General features: G+C 40.3%; 17 protein-coding genes. 2 read left to right on the top strand and 15 right to left on the bottom strand.

Features of this window, described 5'->3' with window-relative positions:
- Positions 1 to 19 precede the first annotated feature (19 nt).
- The 10 genes from CYCME_RS07660 to rpsB all read right to left on the bottom strand — a co-directional run bounded on the left by CYCME_RS07660 (position 20) and on the right by rpsB (position 10,238).
- Positions 20 to 529, bottom strand: a complete 510-nt coding sequence (locus tag CYCME_RS07660) for an OmpH family outer membrane protein (RefSeq protein ID WP_015005829.1) — start codon at positions 527 to 529, stop codon at positions 20 to 22.
- A gap of 96 nt (positions 530 to 625) precedes the next feature.
- On the bottom strand, positions 626 to 2,854 hold the full coding sequence (gene bamA, locus CYCME_RS07665) for an outer membrane protein assembly factor BamA (RefSeq protein ID WP_015005828.1): 2,229 nt from the start codon (positions 2,852 to 2,854) through the stop codon (positions 626 to 628).
- 149 nt (positions 2,855 to 3,003) lie between these two features.
- On the bottom strand, positions 3,004 to 4,359 hold the full coding sequence (gene rseP / locus CYCME_RS07670; RefSeq protein ID WP_020932689.1) for an RIP metalloprotease RseP: 1,356 nt from the start codon (positions 4,357 to 4,359) through the stop codon (positions 3,004 to 3,006).
- Positions 4,359 to 5,537 (bottom strand): 1-deoxy-D-xylulose-5-phosphate reductoisomerase, encoded by a 1,179-nt coding sequence (gene ispC / locus CYCME_RS07675; RefSeq protein WP_020932690.1) that lies wholly within the window; start codon positions 5,535 to 5,537, stop codon positions 4,359 to 4,361. Before ispC ends, rseP begins: the two co-directional genes overlap by 1 nt.
- The gene (locus CYCME_RS07680; RefSeq protein ID WP_020932691.1) at positions 5,534 to 6,355 is read right to left on the bottom strand and encodes a phosphatidate cytidylyltransferase; all 822 of its coding nucleotides are present in this window, start codon (positions 6,353 to 6,355) and stop codon (positions 5,534 to 5,536) included. The genes ispC and CYCME_RS07680 overlap by 4 nt, the downstream gene beginning before the upstream one ends.
- Before the next feature lie 3 nt (positions 6,356 to 6,358).
- Entirely contained in the window at positions 6,359 to 7,102 is a 744-nt protein-coding gene (gene uppS, locus CYCME_RS07685; RefSeq protein ID WP_020162109.1) for a polyprenyl diphosphate synthase, read from the bottom strand.
- Between the two features lie 85 nt (positions 7,103 to 7,187).
- On the bottom strand, positions 7,188 to 7,745 hold the full coding sequence (frr, locus tag CYCME_RS07690; RefSeq protein ID WP_015005823.1) for a ribosome recycling factor: 558 nt from the start codon (positions 7,743 to 7,745) through the stop codon (positions 7,188 to 7,190).
- A 14-nt stretch (positions 7,746 to 7,759) separates the two neighbouring features.
- On the bottom strand, positions 7,760 to 8,473 hold the full coding sequence (pyrH, locus tag CYCME_RS07695; RefSeq protein ID WP_015005822.1) for a UMP kinase: 714 nt from the start codon (positions 8,471 to 8,473) through the stop codon (positions 7,760 to 7,762).
- Positions 8,474 to 8,477: 4 nt separating this feature from the next.
- Positions 8,478 to 9,362, bottom strand: a complete 885-nt coding sequence (gene tsf, locus CYCME_RS07700; protein ID WP_015005821.1) for a translation elongation factor Ts — start codon at positions 9,360 to 9,362, stop codon at positions 8,478 to 8,480.
- Between the two features lie 78 nt (positions 9,363 to 9,440).
- A complete protein-coding gene (gene rpsB, locus CYCME_RS07705) occupies positions 9,441 to 10,238 on the bottom strand; it encodes a 30S ribosomal protein S2 (protein ID WP_015005820.1) in 798 nt (265 codons plus the stop codon).
- A 297-nt stretch (positions 10,239 to 10,535) separates the two neighbouring features.
- Here rpsB and map point away from each other — a divergent pair, with 297 nt between their 5' ends.
- Together map and glnD are read left to right on the top strand one after the other, a co-directional pair.
- Positions 10,536 to 11,339 carry a type I methionyl aminopeptidase gene (gene map / locus CYCME_RS07710; protein ID WP_020932692.1) on the top strand — a complete coding sequence of 268 codons (804 nt, stop codon included), beginning with the start codon at positions 10,536 to 10,538 and terminating at the stop codon, positions 11,337 to 11,339.
- The gene (glnD, locus tag CYCME_RS07715; RefSeq protein WP_015005818.1) at positions 11,336 to 13,972 is read left to right on the top strand and encodes a [protein-PII] uridylyltransferase; all 2,637 of its coding nucleotides are present in this window, start codon (positions 11,336 to 11,338) and stop codon (positions 13,970 to 13,972) included. Before map ends, glnD begins: the two co-directional genes overlap by 4 nt.
- On the opposite strand, the gene CYCME_RS07720 is transcribed toward glnD, so the two are convergent.
- The 5 genes from CYCME_RS07720 to CYCME_RS07740 are packed head-to-tail and all read right to left on the bottom strand — an operon-like array spanning position 13,965 to position 23,850.
- Positions 13,965 to 14,657, bottom strand: coding sequence for a TIGR04283 family arsenosugar biosynthesis glycosyltransferase (locus CYCME_RS07720; protein ID WP_020932693.1), 693 nt, complete (start codon positions 14,655 to 14,657; stop codon positions 13,965 to 13,967). The genes glnD and CYCME_RS07720 overlap by 8 nt on opposite strands.
- 33 nt (positions 14,658 to 14,690) lie before the next feature.
- A complete protein-coding gene (arsS, locus tag CYCME_RS07725; RefSeq protein WP_020932694.1) occupies positions 14,691 to 15,644 on the bottom strand; it encodes an arsenosugar biosynthesis radical SAM (seleno)protein ArsS in 954 nt (317 codons plus the stop codon).
- A gap of 2 nt (positions 15,645 to 15,646) precedes the next feature.
- Positions 15,647 to 17,788: an FAD-dependent oxidoreductase gene (locus tag CYCME_RS07730; RefSeq protein ID WP_020932695.1), complete on the bottom strand. Its 2,142-nt coding sequence runs from the start codon at positions 17,786 to 17,788 to the stop codon at positions 15,647 to 15,649.
- Positions 17,781 to 21,161 carry a UvrD-helicase domain-containing protein gene (locus tag CYCME_RS07735; RefSeq protein ID WP_020932696.1) on the bottom strand — a complete coding sequence of 1,127 codons (3,381 nt, stop codon included), beginning with the start codon at positions 21,159 to 21,161 and terminating at the stop codon, positions 17,781 to 17,783. Before CYCME_RS07735 ends, CYCME_RS07730 begins: the two co-directional genes overlap by 8 nt.
- Complete coding sequence (locus tag CYCME_RS07740) at positions 21,154 to 23,850, bottom strand: PD-(D/E)XK nuclease family protein (RefSeq protein WP_020932697.1); 2,697 nt, start codon at positions 23,848 to 23,850, stop codon at positions 21,154 to 21,156. The genes CYCME_RS07735 and CYCME_RS07740 overlap by 8 nt, the downstream gene beginning before the upstream one ends.
- Positions 23,851 to 24,049 lie beyond the last annotated feature (199 nt).

Raw genomic sequence — 24,049 nt, forward strand, 5'->3', positions numbered from 1 at the left:
ACAGCCATTTTGGTTAACGCTATTTACCAGTAGATAGACGGTTTTGAACTTTATTGGTTATATCAACTGCGCCACTCGCAAAAACAACACCATCATGAAGCACTAAATCATATTTTTCAGCTTCTGAAAGCCCTTTAATTGCTTCGAAAACCAATTTTTGTAACTTGGCTAACTCTTCGTTACGTCTTAAATTAAAGTCTTCTCTAAACTCTTCTTGGTCACGATTGAGTGCACGTTTCTTTTCTAGCACATCACGCTGTAAGCGTCGTGTTTCAGACTCACTCATTAATTTGGCATCACGAGCAAGTTTTTCATCTAGTTTTTTGATTTCCTTTTGACTCGCTAATAAGCGTTTATTTCTTGGAGAAAATTCTTTTTCCAAAGCCACCTTTGCTTTTTCTGCCTGAGGTGCTTTTTCTAAAATCCTAGCTACGTTAACAAAGCCAATTTTGATGTCGGCAGCTTGCGCGGTACTTAGAAGTCCTACTGTTAATATGCTAGCAATTAAGATCTGGTTAAAAAGTTTCAATGTGTTCTCCTACTGTTTACATTACTATTATCAATACCCATCAAGGTATATTTCGTTAAGTTGAAGTGGTGCCTGTAGCCTCGGTTTTAGCCGATTTTATATCCCTGAGCCAAAGGCAAATTGGAATGTTTGCACCTCATCATCTTCTCCATCATTAATAGGCATTGCTAAACTGAAGGATAATGCGCCAAATGGAGACAACCATTTTGCTGACACGCCAACAGAGTAACGTAACTCACCTACGTCTATCTCATCATCATAAACATTACCAGCATCAACAAAAGTACTCATTCTGACGCTTTTATTATCTGGCATAAAGGGTACAGGAAAGATGAATTCTGCATTACCCACTAATTTAACACTGCCGCCAATTGGATCGTCAAAAATATCCCGAGGACCTAGTGTATTATCTGTAAAGCCCCTGACAGAGCCTTTACCGCCGGCATAATAATTTTCAAAGAACGGTAAGCTCTCAGCATCGCCATATGAATCACCATAACCAAAATCAGCATTCAAATAGAGTGTTGTATTAGTACTGATTGGGAAATATTGCTCTTGATTATATGACAACTTATAAAACTCAAGATCGGAACCCGGTACTGTAATGATGCCAGATAAACGTTTTGACCCACCTCGCGTTGCAAACACAGCACGATTCCTTGTATCAGTGCCCCATGAAGCAGAAGCTTTTAAGTTAGTAAAAGAATTACCATTTTCAACAATAAATTTATTTATTTCACCAAAAAACAGATTATTGTCTAACTGAATATCAGTGAACTCTAGATCCAAACCTAGACCAATCTTATCACTTTCATTTAATGGCAAGCCAAAATTAACGCCCATATTAAATGTTTCAGTTTCGTAATTTGAGCTGTTGGCTTCATCATAGTCGGTTGTTCTATAACTGATGTTATAGCCACGGCTCACGCCGTCAACTGTGTAATACGGATTGGTATAACCCAAACTATAAATAGTGTTAACTGAGCTATTATTAAAGCTAGCACTCATCCGCTTACCAGTGCCTAAGAAGTTGTTTTGACTAATACTCGCATTTAACACAATTCCTTGTGATTGAGAAAACCCAGCGCCGGCTAAAATATTGCCCGATGACTTTTCTTTAACCGTGTATTTAATATCAACCTGATCACTGGTACCAGCAACGGGTAATGTTTCCACGTCCACTTCATCAAAGTGGCCTAATCGTGACAACCTAGCTTTAGAATGATCAACCGCTCTGGTTGAAATGGATGCCGCTTCCATTTGTCTAACTTCTCGCCTTAGAACCTCGTCACGTGTTTTAGTATTCCCTTCCATCAACACACGTCGAACATAGACACGTTTCCCAGGGTCAACAAAAAACGTCACTTTGACTGTTGATGATTCATTATCAATTTCAGGAATCATATTGACATTTGCAAACGAGTAGCCCGCCTGCCCAAGAATGGTAGTAATGTATTCTGATGTTTGCGTTGCTTTTTTCCTAGAAAAAACATCTGTTGGCTGAACAATCACGTAAGGGATTAACTTATCAGGATTAACAATCAACTCACCGGCCAGTTTTACTTCACTAACTGTGTGCACTTTCCCTTCATTGATATTGATAGTGATGAAAATTCCATTTTTATCAGGACTAATTGAAACCTGTGTGGATTCAACTTTAAAATTGATGTAACCACGATCTTGATAGAATGAGTTCAAACGTTCTAAATCAGCCGATAATTTCTGTTTTGAGTATTGATTACTATTCGTATAAAAACTAATCAGAGTTGGACCTGTTAACTCAAATACCGACAAAATCTCTTCATCTGAAAAAGACTTATTACCAACAATATTAATTTTCTTAATACTTGCTGCTGAACCTTCTACAACACTGATTAATACAGCCACTCGATTACGCTCAAGTGTTGTCACTTTACTGCTAACCTCTGCTGAATATTTACCGTTATTGTAATATTGCTGAAGTAATTCGTTTTTAACTTTATCGAGAACTAGTGGGTTAAATACCCGTCCTACTTCCATACCAACATCACCAAATGCTTCAAGCAATGTTTCGTTTTCGATATCATCGTTGCCTTCTATTTCGATACTGGTAATCGCTGGACGTTCTTTTACATTAATAATGACTATGTCATCATTCAGGTCCACATTGATATCGCTAAAAAAGCCCATTTCAAAGAGCTCTCGGATAATCTCCCCAGAGGTCTCCTCTTCAAATTGATCACCTACTTTCAGACTTAGCGCATTAAAAACAGCACCCGCCGTGATCCGCTGCAATCCATTAACCCGTATATCTTTAACCAGCACCGGTTCTTCTGCAAATGCCACATTTGAGCTGAATAGAACAAATAGTATAAAAACTGGAAGAAATAGTGTTCTGATTTTTTTTATCACAATGCGTTTTAATGTTATGTTCGTTTAAGGCGTATCGAGCAAGTATAGATAAAACAATCCATTGACTCAATACGTATTTTTATTTAACCAATTATTCGACCAATGTCGATAAAAATGGCCAACACCATCATACAAAGTAAGACAAATAAACCCACACGCATAAACAGACCTTGAGCCTTTTCAGAAACAGGCTTCCCTTTAACCGCTTCAATGAGGTAAAAAAACAAATGACCGCCATCTAACATAGGAATCGGCAATAAATTCATAACACCTAAACTAACGCTGACAAATGCCAAAAATTTTAAGAATGGTATTAGACCTATTGTGGCCGTTTTACCTGCATATTGAGCCAAACTAATAGGCCCACTTAAGTTCTGCACAGATGCCTCTCCAATCAGCATTCTGCCAATTAACTTAACAGTTAATATTGAATAATGAACCGTTTGAGTGGCCGCTTCTACTATCGCTGAAAAACCATTCAATGAATACGTAGTATAAAAGTCATTTGACACCTCATCGACCCATGGGGACACACCAATTCTTCCAATCGGGCTATCATTTTCTATGATTTTTTGCGGAATAAGGCGTAATGCTAAGCGCTCATTATTTCTTAGCACTATTATAGAAATGCTTTTTTCTGGGTTTGCACGAATAACTGAGACCCATTGTTGCCAACTATCGACCTCTTCATTATTGGCAGACAGAATCAAATCACCCCTCTTTAACCCCACTAAATCAGCTGGCTCAGCAGAAACAATATTGCCAATCATCGGTTTTAATGTCGGCAAAAAAGGCTCAATACCAAGCTCATTAACAATATCGTTTGGCTCAGGAATATCTCCCGATTGGACGTTAAATTGAATGTCTTTTGTTTGTCCACCAGGTGTCTCAACGGTGAGATCAACCGAGCCATTATCAATCATTTCACTGGCAATTAAGCCAATGGCCACACGCCATATAGTTGCTGGACGATCATTGACAGCAAGAATTTCATCACCAACTTCAATACCTGAATGAATAGCAACACCAGCCGGGTCTAGTTTACCAACCACAGGCTTCAAACCTCTTTCGCCAACTGTTAGAATTAGCCAAAAAACCAAGAAGGCAAACACCAAATTAAAAACAGGGCCCGCTAAAACGATAAGGAAACGACTTAGCAGAGGTTTATTATTAAAGGCTAGCTTTTTCTCACTCTCTTCGACGTTTCCTTCACGCTCATCGAGCATTTTCACATAACCGCCTAACGGTATGCTTGCAATGACATATTCTGTCTCGTCATTTTTCCTTTTAAATTTAATTAACGGTTTACCAAAACCGACAGAAAAACGTAATACTTTCACACCACATTTACGCGCCACCCAAAAATGGCCGAATTCATGAACGGTAACCAAAATACCTAAGGCCAAGATAAAAGAGGCCATTGAAATAATAATGCTCATTAACCGTTCTCCAAACAATTTTTTGCAACCTGACGTGCTTGTGCATCTGCGCTTAAAACGCTTTCAATTGAGTCAGCAGGGCTCACTGTTGTAATACTCAACACCTGCTCAATCAATGTGGAAATACCAGTGAACGCTAATTCTTTTGCCAAAAATGCTTCAACGGCGACTTCATTTGCTGCATTTAAGATCGCTGGTGCTGTTCCTTTAGCATCTAAAGCTTCATAAGCTAAACGTAAGCAAGGGAATTTTTCATATGAGGCTGATTCAAATGTTAATTGATTATTCACTAGAAAATCCAGCGCTGACACGCCACTCTCATGCCTTTTTGGCCATGCTAATGCATGTGCTATGGGTGTGCGCATATCGGGGTTTCCAAGTTGCGCTAAAACAGACCCATCCACATAATCAATCATCGAATGAACAATACTTTGAGGATGTATCAGCACATCTATTAATTCAGCGGGCATATCAAATAAATAACTCGCTTCAATTAACTCCAAACCTTTATTCATCATAGTCGCTGAGTCAACAGAGATTTTATGCCCCATTGACCAGTTTGGGTGTGCACAAGCCTGCTCGACCGTTACATTATCCAACTCACTGGCATTAAGATTCAAAAAAGGCCCACCAGAAGCCGTTAAAATTAATTTTCTAACACCCTCAGCACGTTGCCCAGCCTTGTATGCATCGGGCATACATTGAAATAAAGCATTATGTTCGCTGTCTAACGGTAGCAAGGTGGCACCATTTTGTTTCACTACAGACATCAATAAATCACCCGATACAACTAAAGATTCTTTATTCGCCAGTAAAATTGTTTTACCTGCCTTAGCAGCCGCTAAAGTTGACAATAAACCAACCGCTCCAACAATGGCTGCCACCACAATATCAGTCATTGAATGTTTAGCAACAAACTCTAAAGAATCCATGCCAGATAACACTTGGGTTTCACATGCGTCAGAGCGTTCCAATTTCCCTCTAAACGCATCTGCAAGCTCAGCATCTGGAACCACTGCATAAGTTGGCTTAAATTCTATACATTGCTCTAATAACCGCCCAATGTTTTTATTAGCTGTCAGTGCAACTACTCTGTAAGCATTCTTATTGAGTCTTATAACATCAAGCGTACTAACTCCAATTGAGCCAGTTGAGCCAAGCAAGCAAACATTTTTCATGTGAACAGTTTTGTCATTAACAGACAAGCAACATAAACAGGAGCTGCCGCAATAAGGCTATCAATACGATCAAGAACGCCACCATGACCCGGTAAAATTGCCCCACTATCTTTAACGTTTACACGTCGCTTCATAAGGCTTTCAAATAGATCCCCAAAAACCGAGACAAAGGCAACAAACACCGACACACTTATAAACATGGTACCGTTGTTAATTTCAAAATATTGATCTGCAAAAAAAGCCAACAATAAACAAGCTAATGCACCACCAATGAAGCCTTCTATAGATTTTCCAGGACTAATAAGAGGTGATAATTTATGACGCCCAAATGAACGGCCAGCAAAATAAGCTCCACTATCAGCAACCCACATCAACAATAATAGGTACATTAAAAGCTCAGGGCCTTGTTCAAAATTGAGCCTCAACTGGTAAAGCGATATGAATATTAAACCAAGCAATAAATAGCCAATTAAAAGCATCACAGGGCGCGCTACTTTATTTGCCAGTAAATCTTGCGCTTTAGTTATCAGCAACACGATCGCCAATAACCAAAATATTAAACTAGCGTAAAAAAAACCACTTAAAAAAGGTTCATTTAAAAGCGTTAAACCAAACGAAAACAGCAAGCCAGTTATCGCAAATATAGATTTATATAGCTTGCTTTTTACAGCACTTAAAGCAGCCCATTCATAGCCAGCTATCAAAACAATTAGACTTAGAACCCCTATAAAAAATGGTTCAGAAGAATACATTACAATCCAGACCACAGCTGGAATCAATACTATGGCTGTTAGAAGCCTCTTAGCGAGACTAGTCATTCCTTAACCATCTTCATCAAGTTGCTCACCTGTCTGTCCGAACCGACGCTCACGAGAAGAGAAATACTGAATGGCCACATCAAGAGCATTCTTATCAAAATCTGGCCAAAGTGTGTCTGTAAAATAAAGTTCACTATAAGCTATTTGCCAAAGTAAAAAATTACTAATTCGCTGTTCACCACCTGTTCTTATGAATAAATCAGGGTCTGGTATAGCTGCAGTGGATAAAAAGTCTTCTATGTTCAGGTCTGTTAAAGGAATGTCTTGACTGACGGCATGTGCCATCATACATTGGCTTGCCTGCGTAATATCCCATTGGCCACCATAATTTGCTGCAATGACCAGCAATAAACCAGTATTTTTAGCTGTTAATAACTCAACATCTATAATTTTTTGTTGTAACGACTGGGACAGTTTGGTTTTATCACCAATTATTTTCAAACGAATATTATTGTTATGTAATCGTTTTGCTTGTGTTTTTAGCGTCAACATAAACAAGTCCATCAGCACATTAACTTCTTTCGCTGGGCGACGCCAATTTTCGCTGCTAAATGCAAACACTGTTAACACTTCTACACCGTAGCTTGCGCACGTTTCGATAGTGGTTCTTAATGCATCTACGCCCGCTTTATGGCCTGCTGTACGAGGTTTACCCTGAGCGGTAGCCCAACGCCCATTGCCATCCATTATGATGGCAATGTGCTTAGGGCTTTTTTTTATATTTTTTTTAACTTGGTTGTCAGTCACAAGAATCCTTTTTATCTCTTTTGACAACGTCGTAAAAACTTAGATCAAGGTTAAACACGACAGCACACGATGTTTGGTTCATTGCCTACATTGACATCAAGTCAGCTTCTTTTACCTCAAGGTGCTTATCAATATCTTTTACATGCTGATCGGTGATTTTCTGAATTTTTTCTTCACCAGAGCGAAGTTCATCTTCAGTAATCATCTTTTCTTTTAACGCCTCTTTAAACTCAGAGTTTGCGTCACGACGAATGTTTCTAATCGCAACTTTCGCAGCTTCTGCCTCACCACGAACCACTTTAACAAGATCGCGACGCCTTTCTTCTGTTAATGGTGGCATTGGTACACGAATGACATTACCAGCAGTCACTGGATTAAGCCCTAGATCTGCCTTCATAATAGCCTTTTCAACTGGGCCAATCATACCTGCTTCCCACGGCATAATAGACAATGTTCTAGCGTCTTCAATATTAACTGTTGCTACTTGATTTAAGGGTGTATCAACATCGTAGTAAGACACAACAATATGCTCTAGCAAACTTGGGTGCGCACGACCTGTACGAATTTTTGTCAATGCTTTTTGAAAAGACTCAACGGATTTACCCATTCTTAGGTTTCCATCTTTAACAATATCTTCAATCATAATTATCTCTACCGTTATTCTACAAGTGTGCCAATATCATCACCCATCACAAGACGTTTAATAGCACCTTTATCAAAAATATTAACGACCCTTAATGGTAACTTATGATCCCTACAAAGTACCAATGCTGTTGCGTCCATAACATTTAAACGCTGATCAATGGCTTCATCAAAACTAATACGTGAATACAGCGTGGCATCAGGGTTTTTAACCGGATCATCAGAATAAATGCCATCCACTTTTGTTGCTTTAATCAGCAATTCAGCCTCAACCTCAATACCTCTGAGGCTCGCTGCCGAATCAGTGGTAAAAAATGGATTACCGGTCCCTGCTGCAAAAATAACCACGCGGCCTTTCTCAAAATGTCTAACCGCTCTTCTACGTTTAAAGCTTTCGCATACTTGGTTAATTTGAAGCGCTGACATAACGCGAACATCCTGACCAAGAGACTCTAATGAATCTTGCATCGCTAAGGCATTAATGACTGTCGCCAACATACCCATATGATCACTGGTCACACGATTCATAACATCTGAAGCTACTTCAGAACCACGTAAAATATTTCCACCACCTATAACAAGACCAACTTGAACACCAATGTCACATAGCTGCTTAACTTCTTCTGCTAGCCTTAAAACTGTATTACCATCAATACCACCAGCGGAGTCGCCCATAAAGGCTTCCCCGCTGAGTTTTAGCAATATTCGTTTATATGTCAACTCGCTCATTAAATTAATCGCCTCGTACTTGAGCCATTACTTCAGATGCAAAATCTTCTTCTTTCTTCTCGATACCTTCACCTACTTCAAAGCGTACGAAAGATACGACTTTAGCATTATTAGATTTTAATAATTGCTCAACCGTAACATCACCATCTTTAACGAATGGTTGACCCAATAAGGTGACTTCTTTTAAGAATTTTTTAACTTTACCAACGATCATTTTTTCAACAATCTCAGGTGGCTTACCACTTTCAGCAGCTTGCCCTTTAAAAATTTCTTTTTCCTTTTCAATAGCCTCTGCAGGTACTTCTGCTTCAGAAATACATAAAGGATTCGTCGCAGCAACATGCATAGCAATATCTTTTGCTAATTCAACAGACCCACCTTCCAATTCAACCAACACCCCAATACGGATACCGTGCAAATATGAACCGACAACGCCTGATTCAGGCTTAATGGTTTGAAAACGTCGAACATTAATGTTTTCACCAACTTTAGCAATCAATGCACGTCGTTTTTCATCAACTGTCACAGATTCACCGTCAATCGTTGCATTATTTAATGCTTCAACATCAGCGACGTCATTATTAACAATCGTGTTTGCAACCACTGTAGCAAACTCAACAAAATCATCACCTTTTGAAACAAAGTCAGTTTCACTGTTAATTTCAACAATCGTTGTTGCTGATCCATCACCGGATGTTGCAACCTTTAAAACACCTTCAGCAGCAATACGCCCTGCTTTTTTATCTGCTTTTGCCATGCCTGATTTACGCATGTTTTCAATCGCAACTTCTAAATCACCACCTGTTTCTACTAATGCTTTTTTGCACTCCATCATGCCAGAACCCGTTCTTTCACGTAATTCTTTGACCATTGCAGCTGTTACACTCATTCTAAACCTCTGTCTATATTAATTAATCATAAAAACGCCCCCAACAGGAGGCGTTCATTGTCTTCTAAGCTGTAGCGATTAACCTTCTTTGCTTACTTCTTCAGTTGCTGCTTTTTTTACCGCTGTTTTTTTCACAGCCGGTTTTTTAGAAACTGATTTAGCCACTTCTTTATTATCAACTAATTCTTTAATTACGCTGGCTTTACCTTCAAGAATCGCACCGGCAAAACTTTGGCAATATAATGTTAAGGCTCTGATTGAGTCATCGTTACCTGGTATTACATAATCCACATCATTAGGTTTATTGTTTGAATCAACAATACCAATCACTGGAATACCTAATTTAGCCGCTTCTTTAACTGCGATTTTTTCATAGCCTACATCCATTACTACAATAGCATCGGGTGGGCCTTTAAGATCTTTAATACCGCCAACACTGCGCTCTAGTTTTTCCAGCTGGCGCATGAACTTTAAACCTTCTTTTTTGCTAAAACGATTCAAGCTACCGTCTTCACGCATCGTTTCAAGTTCTTTTAAACGATTAATTGATTTTTTGATGGTACCGAAGTTTGTCAACATGCCACCTAACCAACGGTGATCAACATATGGCATGCTGCAACGTTTTGCTTCTTCTGCAACTGTTTTACGAGCTGCTTTTTTTGTTCCAACAAACATGATAGTGCCTTTGTTTGCTGCTAGTTTGTTGATGAAATTTAATGCATCATTAAAAAGAGGTAAGGTTTTCTCTAAGTTAATGATATGAATTTTGCCACGCTCACCAAAGATGTAAGGGGCCATTTTAGGGTTCCAGTACCTCGTTTGGTGACCAAAATGGACACCAGCTTCGAGCATTTCACGCATTGTGATTTTAGACATTTCTTTTAATTCCTTATGTTATAGCCAGCCAGATAATCTGACATGACTCGGGTTGATAACTACCACGCATCCCAAACGGTAACCTGATTTAATTCAAGCACCCTACCGGATGTGTTGATGCATGTGATCGTTGTTGCCAAAAGTGGCGACGCTTTATACCATATCTAGAGCTAAACGGCAATTTAAACCTAAAATATTAGTGTTATGCCTAAGCTGTAAAAAAACCTTAAATTCATCTATTAAGCGTTATAATCTGTCACTTGTTTGACATTCTGAAACCACTTTATTTATTAAAATATGAGTATTACTTTAAAAACACCCCCTGAAATTGAAAAAATGCGTGTCGCTGGCCGTTTAGCTGCTGAAGTTCTCGAGATGATCAGGGAATATGTTGTTCCAGGTGTCACTACAGAGGAGCTTAACCAACGTTGTCACGACTTCATGGTTAACACCCAAAAAACAATCCCCGCCCCGCTTAATTACCATGGCTTTCCAAAATCAATCTGCACCTCGGTTAACCAAACTGTTTGCCACGGTATCCCCAACCATAAAAAACTTAAAAAAGGAGATATCGTCAATATTGATATCACCGTTATTAAAGATGAGTTCCATGGTGATACCAGTGAAATGTTCGTTGTTGGTGAACCAAGCATTTTAGCCAAGCGTCTTATCGATACCACACAAAAAGCTTTATACCTAGGCATTAGCATGGTTAAGCCCGGCGCAAGACTTGGTGATATTGGCCATGCTATTCAAAAATTTGCAGAAAGCAGGCGTTACTCTATTGTTCGAGAGTATTGTGGTCATGGTATTGGGCGCGTTTTTCATGAAGAGCCCCAAGTTTTACATTACGGCGAACCTAATACCGGTACCACACTAGAAGAGGGCATGACCTTTACTATAGAACCGATGATTAATGCTGGCAAAAGGAATGTAAAAACACTGGCAGATGATTGGACCGTGGTTACTAAAGACCGCAGCCTATCCGCACAGTTTGAACACACCTTAACGGTCACATCCACTGGGTTTGAAATTTTTACCGTTCGAGATAACGAGGCCATTGAAGCAACCCATATTCCACCAGAGTTATATAAATCATGACATCTCTTCCTACTGAAAATGAACCAGCCGCGCATAAAATTGCTGATATTAAAGCGCTAATTCAAGCCTTTAATAATGAATTACATACACGCGCTAAGTCTGGTGAAACGGTAGAAACACTTCTAAAAGCTCGTAGTGATTTTATCGATCAATTACTTACCAACTATTGGAATGAAATATTAGGCCCCTATTCTAACCAACTGGCCTTAATTGCCACCGGTGGTTATGGCCGCGCGGAACTGCACCCTTTTTCCGATATTGATTTACTCATTATCTTTGATGAATCCGAGCTCGACAATTACAAAACAGAACTCGAATCGTTCTCGACATTCCTATGGGATATTGGTCTTAAGCCGGGCCTAAGTGTACGAACAATTTCAGACTGCCTAGAACAATCTAAGTTAGATATTACGGTTATTACAAACCTTATGGAAGCTCGCCTCATCACAGGTTCAGAGGCTTTCTTTTCTGACATGCAAGATCAGATCAGTATCGATAATCTTTGGTCGCCGGTTGCATTTTTTCGCGAAAAAGTAGCAGAACAACACAACAGACACTTGAAGTTTGGCAATACCGCTTACAACCTAGAACCTGATATGAAAGAAGGGCCAGGTGGGTTACGAGACATTCAAACGATTCAATGGATTACCCAGCGTTATTTTGGTTCCAATTCACTTGGTGAATTGGTAAATCATGCGTTTCTTACTAAAAATGAGTATCGCTCACTGGTAAAAGGGCAACGCTTTCTTTGGAAAGTCCGTTTCGAATTACACCTTTTAGCGAATCGACCTGAAAACCGCCTGCTTTTTGATTATCAAAAAAACCTTGCCTTAGCCTTTGGTTTTGAAGATGGCGATAACAACCTTGCTGTCGAATCATTTATGCAGCTGTACTACCGTACTGTGATGGACCTTGAGCGCATTAATGAACTGGTCTTGCAAATATTTAATGAGGCGTTAGAAAATAAAGTCATGGATGTGACCCCTATCAATGAATCTTTTAGGATCATTAATGATTATATCGAGGTGACGCATCCAGATACCTTTAAAACAACACCTACTGCTCTACTCGATATTATCCTTCAATTACAAAAACATGAAGATGTAAAGGGGATCAGATCAGCAACTATCCGCTTAATACGCGAGTCTTTACACCTCGTTGATGATGAGTTCAGGGCAAACCCTCGGGCTAAACGTTTATTTTTAGATATTCTTCGCCAACCGCATGGCATCACCCATCAATTTCGTCGGATGAATCGCTACGGTTTATTAGCGGCTTATATTCCAGCCTTTGACGATATTATCGGGCGTATGCAGTATGACTTATTTCATGCCTATACCGTTGATCAGCACACCCTATTTATCGTTAGAAACCTAAGACGGTTTGCCTTAGAAAAGCACCGTGACGACCTGCCGCATTGTTTCGATGTCTTTCAAGAAATTCGCAAACCTGAGTTACTTTATTTAGCTGGCTTATTTCATGATATTGCTAAAGGCCGCGGCGGCAACCATGCAGAACTTGGCATGCATGATGCCATCGAATTTTGCCGCCAGCATGGCTACAATTCTTATGACACCAACCTTGTCGGTTGGCTGGTTCAAAACCACCTAATCATGTCAATGACCGCGCAGCGTAAGGATATTAATGACCCCGCTGTTATTCATAAATTTGCCTCTAAAATTGGCAGTCTTGAGTACCTTGATTACCTCTACCTACTAACCGTTGCAGATATTAGAGCAACAAACCCAACGCTGTGGAACGACTGGAAAGGCTCGTTATTAAAAGAACTCTACAACAACACTCAGCAACTTTTACGTCGCGGATTACAAACGGTCACTGATGAATTAAGTGACGAAATCAAAGACATGCAGTATCAGGCTAGACAAGGCCTTAATATCCGTGGCTTAAGTGATGATAAAATTGATCGAGTATGGCGAACAATCAGTAAGGATTATTTTTCACGGTTTTCTGTTGAAGATAGTATTTGGCACACATTGGCCATATCATCTTGTCGTCAAGAAGAGATGCCACTGGTCTTACTACGCCCACAAACACATCGCGGTGGCGCAGAAATTTTTATTTACGTAGATGATCGCGCTGGCACATTTGCTATCTGCACAGCAACGCTCGATCAGCTTGGCCTTAATATTTTAGATGCTCGAATCATTACCACTAATGAAGACCTCGCATTGATTAGTTTCCATGTTTTAGAAGATAACGGCAGCCCTATTCCCGACCTTACTCGTGAACAATCTATCGTCAACGTCTTACGTGCTAATTTAATAGCGCCAGACCAATCAGTTTTATCGGTTGATAGGCATAGGCCTCGCCAATCTCAACACTTCAACATTAAAACGACTATCAGCTTTAAAAGTGATTATCAAAAACGCTACACCATTTTAGAAATACGCACACAAGACCAACCCGGTGTTTTATCCACCATTGGGCAATGCTTTAGTGCCTGTAAAGTTAACGTGCGAAATGCAAAAATTACCACCTTAGGTTCAACCGCTGAAGATATTTTCTATATTACCGATAGCGATAACAAAATGATTGAAGATTCCGAGATCATCGATCAGCTAAAAGAAAGCTTAATTGAAAAACTGACTTCGTCGCAAAACAGTACTACTTGATTCTAATTTGGCGGTACTTCTGCGCCAATACTTTAGGTTCCGCATTAAAAAAATATGCCCACCTTAAAAACCACATTAACAGGACTGTTTTCACGACCCCATTAACCTGCCAACGCCGGCAGGATGTGGTAACAGTTTCTTTAAGGCATATCGGCTTTGAAACTTTTTTTAGTTTTTTGCTTATTGCAATATCTTCCATAAGCTCAATGCACGGGTAGCCGCCTACCTGTTCAAACAAGTGCTTTGAAACAAACATTGCATGGTCCCCTGTTACGATACCGGTCAAACAAGAGCGCCAATTCATCATCGTTTCAATTATTCGAAAAACAATTGCTGTATCGTCCAACTTGACCTTAAAACGTCCCCAACAAAGAGTTGGCTGTTTCGGTTGCTTTAATAGTTTTTTAATGGCCCTGTCTGCTAGCAGGGTATCTGCATGTAAAAAAAGCAATACCTTTCCACGTGCTACTTGTGCACCTTTATTAAGTTGCACCGCACGTCCTGCTGAAGAGACCACCAGCTGTTCAACAAGGCCTTCTGTGCAGCAGACCGTCTTATCGGTGCTGCCGCCATCTACCACTATAATTTCGACACCTTCCCTTCTAAGCGATTGTAACGATGCCAGCGTTACCGGTAAGGCCGTCTCCTCATTCAGCGTGGGAATAATAATAGATAGCTCAGGCATTAATAACAGCCCCTTCTATAGGATATTTTATAATCACTGCTTCAAGGCGCCACCACAGCTTGAACCACTACCCGCCGTGCAACCATAACAATGATCGGCTACCGTAATGGCTTGTGATTCAAAATCAAGCCCTAAACACTCGCTAATATGCCTCTTTGATTTAAGCTGGCCAGCAGGCAAGCCTAGCATTTGATTAAAATCGCAATCGTACACATAACCTGCCCAATCAACACTTAAAGTACTTTTACACATCACTTGATCAAGGTTAACCGCTTGGTGCGCCGTTTTAAGTACGTTCATATATTCGTCAAACTGACCTGTTGAAATCAGCCAACTACCAAACCGCTTAATGGGCATATTTGTTATCGTGAACAAACGCGTAAACACAATGCCGAAGTGTTCAAATAAATGGTCTTTATAATCCGCTTCAAGAGCCGACTGATCTGGCGGCACTTGAGTACCCTGTGGGTTATATACAAGGTTTAGTTCTAATGCTTCCCCATAACCGAGGGTATTTAGTTTTTTTAACGCAGTGATACTCTTTTCAAAGACCCCCTTACCACGTTGTGCATCTACATTATCACTGGAGTAGCATGGTAGGGAGGCAACAATTTGTACTTTATTAGATGCTAAAAAATCAGCCAAATATTCATAACCCGGTTCTTCAAGAATCGTTAAATTGCAGCGATCAATGACCTCCACTCCTCTATTTCTCGCTTCTATAACGACATATTGAAAACAAGGGTTCATTTCTGGCGCACCGCCGGTCAAATCGAGTGTTTTAATAGCCTGCTGATCTATAAAATTAAAGACTTGATCGATAGTTTCTTTCGCCATTATTTCTTTACGTGTCGGACCAGCATTAACATGACAGTGTAAGCAGGACTGGTTACACAAATACCCCATGTTTACTTGTAACGTGTGAAGTTTAGTTCGTGTTATCGCAGGGAAGTTTGTATCCACTAGCTTAGCTAACGTTGGGTGCATAGTTAACTCCGCCTAGCTAAATGGTAGCGTTTTAAAATTTTTAGCAATTTTGTAGGCTGATGGTTCTTTTTCCAGACCCCCGCTGTATATTTACTTGCTTCAGCCCATGTTGGGTACACATGAATCGTTGCTAATATTTTATTTAAGCCCAACCCATGCTTCATGGCTAAAACAAACTCAGGCAGTATTTCACCAGCATGTTCTCCAACAATGGTAACGCCTAAAATATGATCTTTTCCTGCTGCAGTTAGCACTTTAACAAACCCTTCTGTTTTACCCTCTACAATGGCTCTATCAAGTTCATTAAACTCAAATTTTGTTGTCTCTATTTGCAAGCCCGCCGCTTTTGCTGATTGCTCGTTATAACCCACACTGGCTATTTCTGGCTCTGTAAAGGTCACCCTTGGGATCACCCTTCGGTCTGCTTTAAAACGCCAAAAATCACCAAATAAACTATTCACAACGCTATACCAAGCAAAATGTGCAGCGGTATGGGTAAATTGGTAAGGCCCAGCGACATCTCCACAAGCGTATATGGTGGGCACATGGGTTCTCATGTATTTATCGACCTTTATCGTACCCGATTGTGTTAATTGAACCCCAAGCTCTTGCAAACCTAAACCAGCAACATTGGCCTCTCGTCCAACAGCAAAGAGTACCGCATCAAAAATAAGTTTTAACGGCTTACCTTGTGCCGATTTAAGCGTGGCGACACATTGATTATTGTCCATTGCGAAGGAATCAACCGAATATTGTAGTTTTAATTCAACACCATCGTGTTCCAAATGAGTCATTAACACACCGACTGACTCTTCATCCTCAGACGGCATAATGCGATCGGCGTTATCAATAAGGGTTACCTTGCTGCCTAATCTACTAAAACTCTGACCCAATTCACAACCAATAGGCCCAGCCCCAACAACAAGAAGGTGTTTCGGTTGTTCACGCAATGACCATATTGTGTCCGATGTGTAATAAGGAACTTGATCAACCCCTTCAATCGTTGGTATCCGTGGTTTAGCACCGGTCGCAACAATAATATGTCGGCTGCTAATGATTCGATCGCCAACGGCTATTTCCCAAGGTGATAACACACGCGCTTCAGCTTGCATACACTCAACACCCAATTGAGTGTAACGTTCTACAGAATCATGCGGTTCAATTTGCTTGATAACCGACGATACACGCTCCATAACCTCAGCAAAATCAAATTCTGCCGAAGCACTGTTTATACCATAGTGCTTACTTCTGCTTAATTCTGCTAAAAAACGGCTAGACTTAATCAGTGATTTTGAGGGCACACAACCACTATAGAGGCAATCGCCCCCCATTTTATTTTTTTCAATTAACAAGACTTTAGCGTTTACTGCTGCTGCAAGATAAGCGCTTACTAACCCCGCAGAACCACCACCGATTACAACTAAGTTATAATCAAAAACCTTAGGTTTTTTATAGGACGTTAAAATTTTATAACGTCGAATAATAGTCGGCACGGTTTTGGCGAATAAGGGAAATAGCCCCAGTAACGCAAATGAAATAGCGACTGCTGGCGATAAAACATCTGACAGCTGTTCAACCTTAGTTAATTGCGTACCTGCATTAACAAACAATATTGTGGCTGGCAACATACCTATTTGACTAACCCAAAAATAGCTCCTTAATTTAATAGGTGTCAGCCCCATTAACAGGTTAACAAGCCAAAATGGAAACAGCACAATTAAACGTAATGTAAAAAGGTAAAAAGCCCCTTCTTTTTTGATCCCGGCATTTACATCGGTAAGTTTATCGGAAAATTTTAGCTGCACTGTCTCCTTCAAAATATAACGAGACAATAAAAAAGCTAAACTCGCCCCTATTGTTGATGCAAATGAAACTAATATAACGCCCCAAAACAAACCAAAAATTGCACCCGCCGCCAAGGTCAGAATACTAGCTCCCGGTATAGAAATAGCCGTTGAAATAATATAAAAAACAAAAAACCAAGCGGAAGTTTGCCAGGGGTTTGCAATGTAATAAGCGGCTAATTCATCGTTTTTTTCTTTTAAAACAGTTAAATCGATATATTGATCAAAACCTAACCAATAAAAACCTACAAACAACAACGCTACAAGGCCTATTAAGCAAACTTTTCGCGATTTAAACATCCATATATTCCCAGCTTCGCCACCCAGCAAATTCTGGATAATAAAGCCCTAACATAATAGGTCGCGACTCCTTTTTGCTCATCAATTGGGCATAACGTTCAAGTTGAGCCTTATATCGTGTCACTTCAGCGTCCAAAAACTGCTCCTTATCATCGTCATCATGGCGGCTTGTTTTAAAATCAATAATCCAACGTTTACCCTCATCAACAAAGGTTCTGTCTAATCGGTAATGAATGATCGCTTCATCCACTACTCCTGACAGCGATAATTCAAACTGACTATCTTCATGCTGATTATTAAGAACCCATTGACCACGCGAATCTTTCACACAAACATCAAGAACGTGTAAAACACGCTTAGTAGCTTCATCAAGGTGCCGAGGTAAGACGCCAAGCTCTACAAGTTGCTGTTGAACCTTTACTCGCATGATTCCATCATCAACTTTTAAACAGCCTTGCTCACCCATTATTTGCATCCATTGATGACAAACAGTCCCGACCGATGCGGCTAAATCTGAGGCCCAATCATATTCAATGATATTTGTTTGTAGCCGTATCCTATTATCTAAACCATGCTGATAATCCAGCATTGAATAATCTTTTTTATCAATATCGTATATATTTATTTCCTTTAAATAACAATTTGTTAGAGCCTTATTATCATCTAGTTTGTTATCTGAAAATTTAATAACAACCTCATCTTTAATTGTCGGCCAAAGCAAACCAAGTAAGGTATTACTCGCAGGCGTTTTAGCCTCTTGTGTTTTTTCGTTAAGCGTTAAGCAAAAACTTAAATGTAATTGTTTTTTAGCACGGGTCGCCGCCACATATAACAATCGCTGACTTTCATGAATGGCCTTTTCCTGCTCTACCCTATTTAAATAATTAACAATGGCATCATCCTCGTTCGCCCCCACTTCCTTAAGGGGTGCAATCATTAACTCACTACCTCCCGCTATCTCCGAAGGGCGTTCTAGCCAAGACAACAAACGTGACTCATCTCGCCCTGAGCGTCTATCTAAGCCCGGCAAAATTACATGATCAAACTCCAAACCTTTAGCTTTATGTATCGTCATTATCTGTAATGTATCAGGCGCTTGTGTGTTTGGAGCTGCGTACAGTTTATCAATCTGCTCTTCAAGCTCTGTGATATCAACACTGCCTTTATCAAGCTCTAACATTTGCAAACACTCAAAAAACCGTTCGCAATCGGCTAAATCAGCAGCAGACGATAAACCCTCAGGGCCTAACAACTCAGACCATAAACCAAGTATTGAGTCGGTCACACTCATCTGTTCTCGATACGAGAGTGCAACCTTAAAATGTGATACCACATGGGCAATACTCCTTTGCCCGTCTTGCGATAATTCCTGTATCCGTTCACTGTGTTGTATTAACTGCCAGACCGTTTCATTCGTTTCGCCTTCTAGTAACAAATGCATATCTACCAAACTTAGAACACACCATGGCGCACGTAATACGGATAACCACGCCAACCGATCTGCCGGGTGTAAATAGGCTCGTGTCAGGGACATTAAATCAATCACTGTTTGTCGTGTATTAAGTGGGTCAATATCACTGGCTTGATAAGCCACAGATGCCTCATTTAACGCGATAACCAACTCACTTAAGCTCTTACGCCCTCGAACCAACACACCGATTGACTCATTAGGCGATGTTTGTTGAATCTGCTGAATTAAGGCTAATAAGCCTTTACCCTCTTGAACTCTGCTTTCATACGGGTAATATTGAACGCCATTAGTTGCAGCTTGTGCTGTTTTAAATGCTATTGAAGCTTTATAAGAAATAGCACCACTGAATATATTATCACTTGGCGGCATAATCCGGCTAAACGCCTCATTTACCCAGTTAATAACCCCTTCTTGCGAGCGAAAATTAACCGCAATATTAACCGGTTTAATATTCTTAACTTCACCCAAACCATCTTGCTGAGTTTTTAAAAACAAGCCAACCTCAGCCTGACGAAACCGATAAATAGATTGCATCGGGTCACCCACCAAAAATAATGTTCGCCCATCGCCTTCTTGCCAACCTGCCACTAAATCTTTTAATAACATAAATTGAGTTTCAGACGTGTCTTGAAACTCATCAACAAGCATGTGTTGCAGTTGGTAATCTAGCTTTAAACCAACATCGGTCATTCCGCTCGCATCATGAATCGCTCGACTGGCACTTAATGACACTTCACAAAAATCAACACAACCCATCTGTTGAAACACCAATCGTAAATGAGCAACGGCTTGCGGCAAGATCAATAATAAAGCTTGAATAATTTGCCACTGTTGATCGCTATATCCTGGACTTGGCAGGTAACGCAACCAAGCCATCGCTTCGGTTAATTCATCATTTTCTTGTAAGGCCAACAACAACGCTTTGTAGTCATTCTTTTTATCTGTGTACAGAGCCTTTTGATCTTTATTACTGGCTTGACTGACGGGTGGAAAACCCATTTTTGCATCTGCTTGTTTACGCCAAGTTCCCGCACCGGTGAGCAAAAAGTCCCTCAAGATTAACCAATCATTTAATGAATCAGCCGAGGTGTCCAACTCATCAACGTGTTCAGCCAAGTAACACACAGGTGACGTTTTATCACTTAAATTAGTTGCCGCAAACTGTAGTAAATCTTTTAGAACATCTGCTTGCTGTTGACTCAGATGCCGCACAATATCAGCCAGTGTTGACTCGACCGTTTGCGTTAAAACGTTTTCTAATGCTTCACGTTTAGCTGCATCAGAGTCACTCATTAAGACGTGGCGTAGCCATTGGTCTCTTGAAGCTAACATCGATGAAATTAAATCTTCAGCTCGTGACAAATGGTTATCCACATGAATTAACAGTAACCTTATCGCTTCGCCAACACGGTCATTACTGTCAAGTTCTTTTAAACAGTTGCTAGCTGCTTGAGTGTATAGAGAACTGGCATCTTGTTGAATGTTGGGCAAAGAACCAAACTGTGCAGTAATTGGCATTTGCTTCACTAAGTGCGCACACAATGAATCAATGGTTTGCACTCGTAAACGGTTTGGGTTTTGTAACAGATGCCATTGTAAGGCTTCATCACGCTCGAGCACTTTTGCAGCAACTAACCATGTTTGTGCTTCAAACTCATTCTCAGGACAAGGCTTGGTCGCTAGCTTAATCGACTCTATGATACGCAGGTGCATTTCAGCCGCTGCTTTTTTCGTGAAGGTAATCGCTAAAATTTCTTCAGGGTTATTAACAATACTTAGTAAATGCAAAAACCTTAGCGTTAATAAACTGGTTTTTCCCGAACCGGCAGGCGCTTGAACGATAAACGATTGACTAACATCCAGCACCTCTTGTCGTTGAGCAATATCATGCGGTTTACTCATCTTCAGCAGCCCTTTGCGTTATTTGTTCATTAATACGGCATAGACTAGTCAAATCACAATATTGGCAAGCCTTGGCCGTTGGGCTCACACGTGCATTAGCTGTAACAAACTCATCGGACAAACCACCCAACACTGTACGCCAATGATCCATTTGATTATTCCATTGATCATAGTCTGCTTTTACTTTTTTATCCGCTAAGTTTTTTAATGTAGAAAAGTGATCGTCACTATCCGTTAAACCTTGATACTGAGTTTGGCCTTTTTTAAGTTGCGCAAAGCTGATGCTACCTACATTACCTTCACTAAATACACTATACAGTGGTAATTGTGGCTCTTCAGGCCGCAGACCAAACCAACTATTAATACTGCAATCACCTGTTTTATAATCAATAATCGCTAATGAACCATCTGGTAGCTTATCCACACGATCAATAATGGTGTTAAGTTGTAATTCTCCAACGCTTAACAACTGCTTTAATTCCGTTGCAATAACCTCAAACGGCTCTCGTTGGCGATCTATGTTCAGCCATGCCATTAATAATTGCGTGATTCTTTCGGTTTCTAGCTGACCCAGTGCTTTCTTTAAAATAGCGGTCCGTTTACTTTCAGTTTGAACGACAGCCGTCACAATCGCTTTGACCAGCTCATATTGTTCATCAACTGATAAATCACATAAGGCTTTATGCGTTTTAATCTTCGTCCATAGTTCTTCTAAACTTCGATGTACAAGACTACCGCGTAAGCGTGCATCTATTCCTGGCTCAGGCTCTTGTAAAGCGTTCGTTTGCAAACGAAAATGCACATAAGCTTTAAATGGACACGCGGCTTGATCTTTCAATATGCTGACACCACCGCGCACTGTTTCGCTTTTTTCTAGCAATGGCCCGGAAACATCTTCAATCCATTTAAAATTCTTATTACCTACTCGGTGTTCAATTGGATTCACGGGTAGTTGTTGTAATAACTGCTTCTTTGTTATCACAGGGTAACCTTCTATCAGTGAGCTCTTTGTTTGTACTGCTTCATCCTTAACATGAGAAAAACTAAACACCACTGTTTTTGCTGAACGAGCCCAGTTTTTTGTGATTATTTTCGCATGTTGATATTGGTGTTCAGCAGATGATTGAACCAAACCTTTATTGCGCTGTTCGGCAAGCGGTAAAAAAGGGCTAGGGTTTGGCGATTGTGGCCATGTTTTATCATCTAAACCACACACCCATAACGCATCAAACGTATGTCCTGATGCCTCCATTAAACCCATTATTTGAATCGCTGCTGTTGGGGTTTCAGGTTGAAAAACACGTTCAAGTAGTATTTTTCGTAATGCATTTAGTGCCGTTTCAAAGGTGATTACACTATACACCTCATCCAAGGTTGAAAAACTTTTCAACACATCGTCCCACACTTGGAATACTTGGTATTCTGTGGAGCTTAATACTCGATCGCCTTGCACCCCCATGGTGGCTAAAAAAGACCTAAACAGCTGTACCCAGTCTGACGGCAGCACACGGTTTGGCTTTGCCTCTAGCAGCTCTATTACCTGATTTAAACACTTAAGCAGTAACGGGCATAAAGACTCATCGTCTTTAGGTGCCTGAAGACTATTGCGTAACTGCTTGACCGAGCAGGACAAGATGCCTTTTTTACGTAGAACAACTTCCAATCGTGCGCGCTGACCCCATTCCTTTTGCCCCGCCGTAATAAAAGAAGAACGAAGCAATAGACACAGTTCACTAAAAGTTATTGGTTGGCTACAAAATTGTAACAACCGAAGGCTTTGTTGAATGGGAGAATAGCTTAATAGAGACTGGCCCAACGACACGTTATATGGTTTTTCAAAAGGTACATCTACTGGGTAAACAACACTGGGATAAAAAACCGTTTTAAAGGCTGACTCAATCGATTCTCGCATGACTTCCAAATCTGGCACGACTATACCGATCTTATTGTCAGGGTTTTCATCCAAACGTTCTCTTGCCCATTGCGCCATTAGCTTCACTTCTTCTTTACGATCAATCGCTTTAAGCACATGCGTCTGGTTTGTAGCGGCCTCTGCAGAAAACTCGCTAAGTTGATGCCCTTTCTCTATTAACAATGCATGCAATGACTGTTGTGTCGGCGTATAAATTTCAAACCCTGAAAAAATAATCTGATTTGGCAATAGCAAACAATCTTGATCTACCAATTCACTAACCGTCTTTATTAACTGCGCACGATCTATCCAAGCTGATTTATTTAATTCATCTTTATACGCATCATGCCATTGGTTAAACGAGGCCATATCAACACCGGTAGAAATATCATTCACTGCGTTTTCAGCGATCATCCATTGCAGGCTAAGTTGTCTGGCTTTACTGGCTGCTTTGGCCGTTGCTGGTACGTTTAATAACTCAGCACCCAAGGTCTGTCGTATAACACGTTCCCAAATAACTAGCGCTTGTTCCTGTGTTAATAGAGTTTTATTCACTAACGAAGCCGATGCCTCATTGCTTTGCAGATCAAACCGTCGTTGCCAGCACTGTAATAACCAAACATCAAACGACATAATCATAGGCGAAGCCCAGACAGCCGCACCTTCATCCACTAGCGCTTGTTCAACCCAACTTGTTAAGTGTCGTGATAAACGCTGATTCACGGTAATCACGACTGCGCCTTGTTTTATTGCTTTAAAAAAATCTGAAAAATTCATTTAACTAGCGTATCAAAATCCATCTATTAAATCAGAACAACAGCCTCATTATGAGGCTACTTAATGAGTCCATTATCATTGAATTCTAATTCTCCCTTAATACGCCTAAAAACTGCCTTAAAAATGATCCATATTAAAAAAACCACAAGTATTTACATTTTCTATTTGCAACCGCCTTAATCCTTGTAGTAGTGTGGGT

Origin of the sequence: Cycloclasticus zancles 78-ME, from assembly GCF_000442595.1 — a bacterium.
GTDB lineage: Bacteria > Pseudomonadota > Gammaproteobacteria > Methylococcales > Cycloclasticaceae > Cycloclasticus > Cycloclasticus pugetii.

Bases quoted from the DNA above. Each gene is read 5' to 3' on its own strand.
- map (WP_020932692.1), top strand. From the start codon at position 10,536: ATGAGTATTACTTTAAAAACACCCCCTGAAATTGAAAAAATGCGTGTC.
- rseP (WP_020932689.1), bottom strand. From the start codon at position 4,359: ATGAGCATTATTATTTCAATGGCCTCTTTTATCTTGGCCTTAGGTATT.
- rpsB (WP_015005820.1), bottom strand. From the start codon at position 10,238: ATGTCTAAAATCACAATGCGTGAAATGCTCGAAGCTGGTGTCCATTTT.
- glnD (WP_015005818.1), top strand. From the start codon at position 11,336: ATGACATCTCTTCCTACTGAAAATGAACCAGCCGCGCATAAAATTGCT.
- arsS (WP_020932694.1), bottom strand. From the start codon at position 15,644: ATGCACCCAACGTTAGCTAAGCTAGTGGATACAAACTTCCCTGCGATA.
- CYCME_RS07730 (WP_020932695.1), bottom strand. From the start codon at position 17,788: ATGTTTAAATCGCGAAAAGTTTGCTTAATAGGCCTTGTAGCGTTGTTG.
- ispC (WP_020932690.1), bottom strand. From the start codon at position 5,537: ATGAAAAATGTTTGCTTGCTTGGCTCAACTGGCTCAATTGGAGTTAGT.
- CYCME_RS07680 (WP_020932691.1), bottom strand. From the start codon at position 6,355: ATGACTAGTCTCGCTAAGAGGCTTCTAACAGCCATAGTATTGATTCCA.
- CYCME_RS07735 (WP_020932696.1), bottom strand. From the start codon at position 21,161: ATGAGTAAACCGCATGATATTGCTCAACGACAAGAGGTGCTGGATGTT.
- frr (WP_015005823.1), bottom strand. From the start codon at position 7,745: ATGATTGAAGATATTGTTAAAGATGGAAACCTAAGAATGGGTAAATCC.
- tsf (WP_015005821.1), bottom strand. From the start codon at position 9,362: ATGAGTGTAACAGCTGCAATGGTCAAAGAATTACGTGAAAGAACGGGT.
- CYCME_RS07720 (WP_020932693.1), bottom strand. From the start codon at position 14,657: ATGCCTGAGCTATCTATTATTATTCCCACGCTGAATGAGGAGACGGCC.
- CYCME_RS07740 (WP_020932697.1), bottom strand. From the start codon at position 23,850: ATGAATTTTTCAGATTTTTTTAAAGCAATAAAACAAGGCGCAGTCGTG.
- pyrH (WP_015005822.1), bottom strand. From the start codon at position 8,473: ATGAGCGAGTTGACATATAAACGAATATTGCTAAAACTCAGCGGGGAA.